Annotated in this window: 8 protein-coding genes and 1 pseudogene; 1 reads left to right on the plus strand and 8 read right to left on the minus strand. The window is 48.6% G+C overall.

Features of this window, described 5'->3' with window-relative positions; all coding sequences use genetic code 11:
• Positions 1–232 precede the first annotated feature (232 nt).
• From ACTQ34_RS16695 to ACTQ34_RS16730, 8 genes and pseudogenes are all read right to left on the minus strand, one after another.
• A pseudogene (locus ACTQ34_RS16695) lies at positions 233–352 on the minus strand (helix-turn-helix transcriptional regulator); the annotation flags it as partial.
• Positions 353–778: 426 nt separating this feature from the next.
• A complete protein-coding gene (locus ACTQ34_RS16700; RefSeq protein ID WP_441364757.1) occupies positions 779–1,765 on the minus strand; it encodes a carbohydrate kinase family protein in 987 nt (328 codons plus the stop codon).
• A 35-nt stretch (positions 1,766–1,800) separates the two neighbouring features.
• Positions 1,801–2,040 carry an HPr family phosphocarrier protein gene (locus ACTQ34_RS16705; protein ID WP_441364758.1) on the minus strand — a complete coding sequence of 80 codons (240 nt, stop codon included), beginning with the start codon at positions 2,038–2,040 and terminating at the stop codon, positions 1,801–1,803.
• A gap of 2 nt (positions 2,041–2,042) precedes the next feature.
• Entirely contained in the window at positions 2,043–3,368 is a 1,326-nt protein-coding gene (locus ACTQ34_RS16710; RefSeq protein ID WP_441364759.1) for a glycoside hydrolase family 32 protein, read from the minus strand.
• 38 nt (positions 3,369–3,406) lie between these two features.
• Positions 3,407–4,501 (minus strand): ABC transporter ATP-binding protein, encoded by a 1,095-nt coding sequence (locus ACTQ34_RS16715; RefSeq protein ID WP_441364760.1) that lies wholly within the window; start codon positions 4,499–4,501, stop codon positions 3,407–3,409.
• Between the two features lie 6 nt (positions 4,502–4,507).
• Positions 4,508–5,359, minus strand: coding sequence for a carbohydrate ABC transporter permease (locus ACTQ34_RS16720; protein WP_441364761.1), 852 nt, complete (start codon positions 5,357–5,359; stop codon positions 4,508–4,510).
• Positions 5,331–6,227, minus strand: a complete 897-nt coding sequence (locus tag ACTQ34_RS16725) for a carbohydrate ABC transporter permease (protein WP_441364762.1) — start codon at positions 6,225–6,227, stop codon at positions 5,331–5,333. The genes ACTQ34_RS16720 and ACTQ34_RS16725 overlap by 29 nt, the downstream gene beginning before the upstream one ends.
• Positions 6,224–7,549, minus strand: a complete 1,326-nt coding sequence (locus ACTQ34_RS16730; protein WP_441364763.1) for an ABC transporter substrate-binding protein — start codon at positions 7,547–7,549, stop codon at positions 6,224–6,226. Before ACTQ34_RS16730 ends, ACTQ34_RS16725 begins: the two co-directional genes overlap by 4 nt.
• A gap of 264 nt (positions 7,550–7,813) precedes the next feature.
• Here ACTQ34_RS16730 and ACTQ34_RS16735 point away from each other — a divergent pair, with 264 nt between their 5' ends.
• Positions 7,814–8,839 (plus strand): LacI family DNA-binding transcriptional regulator, encoded by a 1,026-nt coding sequence (locus ACTQ34_RS16735; RefSeq protein WP_441364764.1) that lies wholly within the window; start codon positions 7,814–7,816, stop codon positions 8,837–8,839.
• Positions 8,840–8,982 lie beyond the last annotated feature (143 nt).

An 8,982-nucleotide genomic window follows, 5' to 3' on the forward strand; every position in this document is an offset into this window, starting at 1 on the left:
CGTGCGTTTTCTTCTGGGGTACGATTCTTTCTAGCCATTATAAAAATCCTCCAATGTGGTGCTCCTATTCTACACCACATCGGAGGTTTACACAAAGTTTGGGATGGCCTCAAGAAATCCCCCATAAAGCAAACCTTGTTGCTTATGGGGGATTTCTGTATGTTCTTTTGGGGTGTGCTAAGTCCCGTATAAGCGTGGTGTTGTTATGTTTGGTGTGGTATCTTTAACTATGGGAAACTCCTTGCTCCCATTTAGAAACGGTTTGTCGCACGACATTCAGCTTGACAGCAAGCTCTTGTTGCGAAAGTCCTTTTGATTTTCTGATGGCTTTAATATTTTCGTTGAGCATTAGGCATAGCCTCCTTTTCTATTGTTACCCTCATTGTAGGCAGAAGTGCCCGTTGCCACAAGCAACGCATTTTAACATTTTCAGAAAACAGCAATTTGAGCTCTATTATTCTTGTAATTCTACCATGTTATTGCAAACTTCTCCATCAAATTTCTCTCCCTGTCACGGAATATCAGGCTAGTGTCTATCCAATCATGCAGAGCGAAAGGCTCATCCGGCTTTACAATGGTCGGTCTGCGTTTCATGTACCGTTCCATATCAAAGGTGTTTTTCTTGTCGACGTTGGCAATGTCAAATGCTAAATCCAAAAGCGAACAAAAAACAACCCTCCTCGGTTAAGAGAAGGGTATAGAAAGGTGTTTCATTCAATTTTACAATTCACTATGAGTTTTTAATGCTGCAAAACGCTGCCCATTTCGGCCACTGCCATCAAGGTACTGCAACCTCAGGACAATGGCTGTCCAGAAGCAGCATTTCAATTTCCTGTTTTGTCGGCATCACTTTCAGCGCCCCTTTTCGGGTTGTAATCAGCGATGCCCCCGCATTGGCAAACCGCAGCATATCGTGCAGAATCTCCTCGGTCAGATGCTCCATGCCATATTGCAAAACAAAGTGCAACATACATCCGGTAAACGTATCCCCTGCCCCGGTAGTCTCAATCGTTTTCTGCTGTAGAAAAGCCGGTTCTTCGACTACGATATCTTTATAATAGGCCCGACTGCCATTGGCCCCCAACGTGACCAGTACCAGAGGAATATCATACTGCTGCCGTAGCTGTTCGGCACCCTTTTGAAGGTCGGTCTCCCCGGTTATAAAGGTCAGCTCATTATCGGAAATTTTCAGAATATCGCAGTGTTCCAGCCCATATATCATTTCACGACGTGCGTCTTCCAGAGCATCCCACAGCGGCTCGCGCAGATTGGGGTCAAAAGACAGCAGCATACCGTGCTCTTTCGCCAGATGCACGGCATACCGCGTCGCTTCTCGCACCCCCGCATGGGTACAGGACAACGTACCAAAGTGGAAAATCCGCCCCGCGGTTACGACATCCGGCATAACCTCGTCTTTTCGCAGCATCATATCCGCACCGGGATTGCGATAAAAACTGAAACTCCGGTCACCATCGGGCAAAGTATGTACAAACGCCAACGTGGTGTGTACGTTTTTATCCTCCACCAGATTGGTTGTATCTGTGCCACTGTCTTCCACAGCCTGCCGCAGCTGTTTGCCAAACGTATCACATCCGACCTTGCCGATAAACGCGGTTTTTCTCCCCAAACGGTTGAGCATGGCAAGCACGTTGCAGGGCGCACCGCCCGGATTCGCTTCCAGCAGCGGATTGCCCTGGGTACTGCTGCCGTTCTCGGTGAAGTCAATCAGCAATTCGCCAAGCGCAACTACATCTACCGGTTTCACGTTATAAGCACCTCCGTTTTTTGTATCTGCTGTCATTAGTCTGCAACGATGTAATCTTTCAGCATTTCTACCACCTGTTGCGGTTCCTCTGAGCCGTCATGGATGCGCAGTTCAATCGGCTGTGATAAGTCTATGCTGAAAATACCCATAATCGATTTGGCATCCACAATATATCTGCCCGAAACCAAGTCCAAATCGCAATCCAGACAGGAAACCAGATTCACAAATTGTTTTACTTTGTCGATAGAATCCAGCCGTACCTTCGTAATAAGCATTTTTATCCCTCCATTGAATCGGTTGTGTACATCTGCAATTCGACGCCTTTACTTGCCGTTACCTGCGGCTCAAGTTCATATACCACATGGGTAATGACGTATTCGCCGTCATTAGCAAATATTTCAACTACATTTTTATCCACAATAACTTCTATTTCATACCCATCCTGCACCGGCGGTGTCTGGGATACCATCTGGTGCCCTTCGCTATGCTCCCCCAGCGCACTGCGGTCAGCATATAACCTGCCATCGGCACGGTAAATGCGATAACCGCCTATGTTCAGTTCTTCCCCGTCATGCAACGCAGTCCGTATGCAATAGATGCCGGAATCTGCCTGACCCGCGCAGTCAATCGGTTTTTGCAATGCCTGCCGGATGGATGGGTGCAGGCGGAAATAAATGTGTCCATCCTTGTATTCCACCACACGCGGCGCGGTAAACATGCCAATCCATCCTTCCTCTGTGGGATGCGGCATGCGCAGCCATGCCACCATCACACGGCGGCCTTGTGCGTCGGTTGTGGTCTGCGGGGCATATAAGTCCTTGCCGTAGTCCACCAGTTGGTACTGGTCGGCAAACGACATCCGGCAGCTTTCCTCATCAAACGAAGCGGTGCAGCAAAGCGAATGACTCTGCGGCTTCCCGTCCGGTTCTTCGATGCCCATTGCGGAAAACAGCAGCATGCCTGCACCATCGACTTCAAAGTAATCCGGGCATTCCCAGCCCCATCCGGGCAGCGCCTCACTCATCGCTTTCCCTGCATATTCCCAATGTGTCAGGTCGCTGCTGCGGTACAGCAAGACCTGCCCCTGCTTGCATTCCAGACTGCTTCCCAAAATCAGATACCAGCCATTTTTTCCCCGCCATACCTTCGGGTCCCGCGTGTGAATCCGGTTACCGATTGCAATATTTTCAATCGGTGGGATAATAGCGCGCTTCCCGTTCCAGTTGTCAAAATGGAAGCCATCTTCCGATGTAATCATCATTTGAGTTGGCTCAAACTGTTCATTGAACGGCTTATGGATATTTTCCGGGTCCACCTCCAGATAGCGCACACCCGTATAAAATACATACATTTTACCATCCAGCTCCACAGCGCTGCCCGAAAAACAGCCATTGCGGTCAGCCCATTTGGTAGGATACAGTGCAATGCCGCAGTGCTCCCAGTTCACCAGGTCATCGCTTACCGCATGGCCCCAGTGCATGGTTCCCCACTGGGGCGCATAGGGAAAATACTGATAAAACAGATGATACTGTCCTTTATAATAGATAAAACCGTTTGGGTCATTTATCCAGTTATTCGGCGCTTTTAAATGAATTTGATGCAAAATTTGTTTCCTCCGCTCTGTGAAATGATAGGGTTGGGTTAGAGATAACTTTCACCCGTCTGCTTGTCAAAGAAATGCAGTTTGGATGGCATGAATACAAATTCGATTTCGTCACCCAGCTGGCTGATTTCGTATTTCGATACCCGCGCTACCGTCTGGCTGCCGCCAAACTCAAAATAGAGGTTGTTCTCATTTCCCATAACCTCTGTGTTATTGATGACCGCACGCTGAATCTGATTTCGTTGCAAGTCCAGGTTTTGGCTGTCCATTTTGATATCTTCTCCCCGGATGCCCAAGGTCATTTCCCCTTGCTTATCTGCCAGTTTCTGTGCAATGCTGTCCGGAAGCGTGATGGTATTGCCATCGGCAAACGTGACCTGCGTCCCCTTCAGGGTGACGGCAAAGAAGTTCATCTGCGGGGAGCCGATGAAACCGGCCACAAACTGATTCACCGGATGCTCATATAGTTCCAAAGGCTTGCCGACCTGCTGCACAATACCGTCTTTCATAATGACAATCCGGTCTGCCATGGTCATGGCTTCTATTTGGTCATGCGTGACGTAAATGGTTGTCGCGCCGAGTTCGCGGTGCAGTTTGCTGATTTCCGTACGCATACTGACGCGCAATTTTGCGTCAAGATTGGAAAGCGGTTCATCCATCAGAAAAACACGGGAGTTTTTTACAATCGCGCGTCCCAGCGCAACGCGCTGCCGCTGACCACCCGATAAATTTTTCGGCTTGCGCATGCGGTACGGCTCCAGACCAAGAATATCAATCGCCCAGTCTACCTTCTTTTGAATCTCATCGGCAGGCATCTTCATATTTTTCAAGCCGTACCCAATATTTTTTTCCACCGTCATGTGCGGATACAGGGCATAGTTTTGAAATACCATGGAGATGCCGCGGTCCTTGGGGGCAACCTCATTGACCCGCTTGCCATCAATGTACAGGTCTCCGCCCGTAATCTCTTCAAATCCGGCAATCATACGCAATGTGGTTGATTTTCCGCACCCGGAAGGCCCGACCAGTGCGATAAACTCTTTCGGCTCAATCTCCAGATTGAAATTATCAACCGTATTTTTATCTGAGCCCGGATACCGTTTGCAAATACCTTTAAATTCAATGAAACTCATAATCAGTTATCCCTCTTTCGAACCCGTGGACATAACACCGGCAACAATTTGTTTGGAGAACAATGCATAGATGATAATAACCGGGATGGTGATCAGTGTAATAACGGCAAGCGTCTGCCCCATTGTCGTATTTTCATTTGCGGTGATGGAGTTTAATCCAATCTGCGCGGTAAGCAAATCGCTTGATGTGAACACAAGCGAGGGCCAGAGGTAATCATTCCATACACCGAGGAAGGTAAAGACGCTGACGGTTGCCACGACCGTTTTGGACATGGGCAGCACCATGGTAAAGAAATACTTGACCGGGCCGCAGTAGTCGAGCTGTGCCGCCTCGTACACATCATCCGGTAAGCTGACAAACACCTGCCGGAATAAGAAAATATTGAATGGATTTACAATCATCGGCAGGATATAGCCTACCACGGTATCCAGCAGCCCCAGCTTTGCGATAAACAGGAAATGGATGGTGATAACCGTTTCGGTCGGCACAATCAACAGCATCAGAATGACCAGCAGCCACTGGTCGCGGAACGGGAAGTTGATTTTGGCCAGCGCATACCCTGCCAGACCGTTCACAATAATCCCCAGTACAATCAGAATAGCTGCGTAGAAAAGCGTATTTGCCATATACCGCACAAATTTGGTATCGGTCAGGATGGAGATATAATTGTCCAGAAAGCCGCCGCCCGGGACCGGCGGGATAAACGCTGCCACCGAGTTCATATCCGCCGTGATTGCCGCATCCGGCTTGAAGGAGTTGGCAAGCATCCAGATGACCGGAAACAGAAAGAATACACTCAGAATCAGCAGGAAGGCAACAAGCAGCCAGTTAAGGCCTCGTTGTTTTTTTGTTAACATGACGTTCCTCCTTATCCTTGGTCAGCACATTTTGGATAATGGTCAGCACAACCACGAAGATGGTAAATACAATCGCCATGGTAGAGGCCAGGCCCATCTCCCAGTTCACCGTACCGGTTTCGTAAATGTCATATACAATCGTGTAGGTGGAGTGGTCGGGACCGCCGCCGGTCATAACCATCGGCTGCACCAGCATACGGAACGCACCGATTGTCACCGTGATAAACACAAATACACACAAAGGTTTCAGCTCCGGCAACGTGATATCGCGGAATTTCTGCCATTGGGTTGCGTGGTCCATCTCAGCCGCTTCATACAGGGCAGGGTTGATATTTTGAAGTCCGCCCAAGAAAATAATCATCTGGTAGCCAACGCCCTGCCATACACTCATAGTGGCGATGGATGGCAGCGCCTGATTGGAACTGTAAATAAATGCCTGCGCATCAATGCCGAAATTGGAAAGCAGCGTATTTAAAATACCTTCCGGGCTGTAAATCTGTATCCAGAGGGTGGATACCACCGCCAGAGACATGACAACCGGGATAAAGAAAGCAACTTTGAAGTATTTCTTGCAGTGGGCTGCTTTATTGATTGCCAGCGCCAGCAGCAGCGCGCCCCCGCATTGCAGCGGCACGATAATGATGACAAATTTGACCGTGTTGAAGAAAGCTGCTACAAACAGTTCGTCCTTAAAAATCTCAAAGTAGTTTTCTAAGCCGACAAAATGGGTCAGGTCGGGATTCAGTGCAAAATAATCGGTAAAGCTGAACCCCAATGTCAGCAGCAATGGCAGAAATAGGAACAGGGTCAGCAGTATCAGCGCCGGTCCGAAAAATGCCATGCCCATGATTGCGTTTTTCTGTTTCATGATGCTCTTGTATAACGCTCCAGCTTAGCGTCAATCCTTTCTACAGCTTTATCCAGTTCGGTTTGTGCATCCTTGCCGCTCAGGGCGATGCTTTCAAGCGCCTGCTGGAAAGAGGTGCTCACCTGCGGATAAACAGGGGTCTTGGGGCGCGGGTGTCCATACTGGCTGAGTTGCTCATACAGTGCGCGGTAATTCTCATCCGTGCGGAACACATCAATCTGCTCAAATGCCTGATAGGTAGAGGGGAAGCTCTTGGTTTGCTCCCACATCTGTACGCCACTCTCCACGCCGCTCATGTACTTGACCAGCTCGGTTGCAGCCTCAATATCTTCCGCATCGGTAGACGCGGCAAACGCCCAGGAACCGGTCGGTGTATAACGCCCACCGTCCCAATCATCGCTGACGATATAGGGCGCAACGCCAATATTGAGATCGGGGTAGCTGGTGTAAACGGTATTCACTTCCCACGCACCGTCAAACTTGAAAGCTGCCCGCCCGCTTTCAAACAATTTATCAATCGGCGCCTGAGACATATAGCCATTCTGCACAATCGACCGGAACAGCTGCATCGTCTCCACATTTTCCGGCGAATTGAAAATGCCGTCCACGGTCATGCCGTCCTCGCTCACCATATCTCCCCCGTTTGACCACACAAACGGCGCATAGTAATAGATGCTCGTTTCTCCCACCGGGAATGTCATATCCAGCGGATAGCCGCCCAGTTCTTCCATCATTGGTTTGAGTTCTTCCAAAATATCCATGAACTCACTCCATGTCCACGGATTATCCGCTGTGGGGACTTCAATGCCAGCCTGCGCCAGAATATCTTTGTTATAGTACAGGCCCACGCTGGATTCCATCACGCCCAGCGCATACAGCTGACCATCATAGGTGCCTTGTTCCAGAATGGATTCCAGATATGTACTGCGCTCCTCATCGGTTAGCTCGGCCAGCGGCTGGATGATGCCGTTGGCTGCATATGCAGCAATATTGGGGCCGTCTACGGTCAGAACATCGGGCAGCATTCCGGACATCACTGATGCGTTGATTTTATCCGAATAACCGCCGCCACTGTCGTTGCGTGGCACAAATTCAATATCAGCGAAATACTTTCCATCAAACGCCTGATTAAAACGGTCTACCGCATCCCGGTATACCTGACCTTCTTCGGTGTCCTCGATGGAATGTACCCAGATAGACAAATACTGTTCCCCTGAGTCAAACCCTTCCAGTTCACCTGGTAACGGGTCTTGCTTCTGGCATCCAGCCAGGCAACAGCTCACTGCAAGCAGAGCTGTAATACCCAGCAATCTCTTTTTCATGTCCACCGCTCCCTTCTGTGCAAAAATACCGAATGCATAACCGGTAAAGTTACCGATTACTTTAATTGGATAATATCACTTTTCTGCAAAGTACGTCAATGATAAATACAGCGCCCAGCCGATTTTTGTAAACTCCTACATTTTTTTCATATGGGATTTGTCTATATTGGATATGGCCAATTTCCGTCTAAATCCCTCGTGGTTGAAAGCCGTTTTATATTCTGATATACTACCATTGAAACCACTGATGCTGGGGGAATCACCATGAAACGCAAAAAAGTCACATTTTCTGACATTGCAGCATATACGAATTTTTCCAAAACAACCATCTCGCGGTATTTCAATAACCCCGATTCCTTGACACTGGAAAACCAACAGAAAATTGCCGATGCGCTCATCGCATTGGACTACCGCGAAAACAAAGTTGCCCGGATTCTAGCAAACGGACAGACCGAATTTGTAGGACTGATTATCCCCAACCTCTATATGCATTACTACTCGGAAATGTTAAACTGCATTCTGAACACGTACGAACAATTTGGATATAAATTCCTTGTATTTGCCGGCCATGACAGAAAGGATATTGAAGAACAGTATATCCGCGAACTGTTAGCCTACAATATCGAGGGAATGATTATTTTAAGCCCCACCATCCCTTCCGCAGAACTGGCTGATTTCGGTGTGCCCATCGTCACCATCGAACGTGAAGATGCGCATGTGTGCAGTGTCAATACGGATAATTATATGGGCGGTATCCAAGCCACCAGCCTGCTTCGCAAAAGCAACTGCGATGTGTTAATCCATGTCAATGGCAATCTTCCGGAGGATGTCCCGGCATATGGGCGTATTCAAGGATTTTGCGACATTTGTCAGGAGCACAACCTGCGCCATGAATTGATATTGACCGATTTGGGCAACACTTTTGAAGAAAACCGGACACAAATCTCCCAGGTTATCGACCAGTTGGAAGAAAAATACCCCCATGAACGCAAAGGTATATTCATGCCCAACGACACCCATGCAAATATTCTGCTGAATCTTTTGATACAACGGTTTGGCTCCCTGCCGGACACCTATCAAATTGTAGGCTTTGACGGTTCGCCCATTTCCGCCGAAGCAGTCATCTCCATCAGCACTGTCGCCCAACAAACCAAGCTCCTTGCGACCGAAGCAATGGAGCTACTTGTACAGCAGATGACGGAACGCAAAAAACGCAAACCGGTCGAAGTAACTACACCAATCCATAAAATTGTCCCCCCCATCCTTATTTGCCGCAAAACGACCCATTAAGCACGCCGTTTCCCTCTATCTGCAAGATAGGTATGGAAATGTCAAGAAATGTGCAGTCTGGAAACACCCAAAATCTGAAAAGCATGGTAATACAGCGCAGTTTTCCGAAGTGGAGCGTAGCGGAACGCAGGAAAACTGCGGCA

This window comes from Agathobaculum sp. LCP25S3_E8, assembly GCF_052117165.1.
Taxonomy (GTDB): Bacteria; Bacillota; Clostridia; order Oscillospirales; family Butyricicoccaceae; genus Agathobaculum.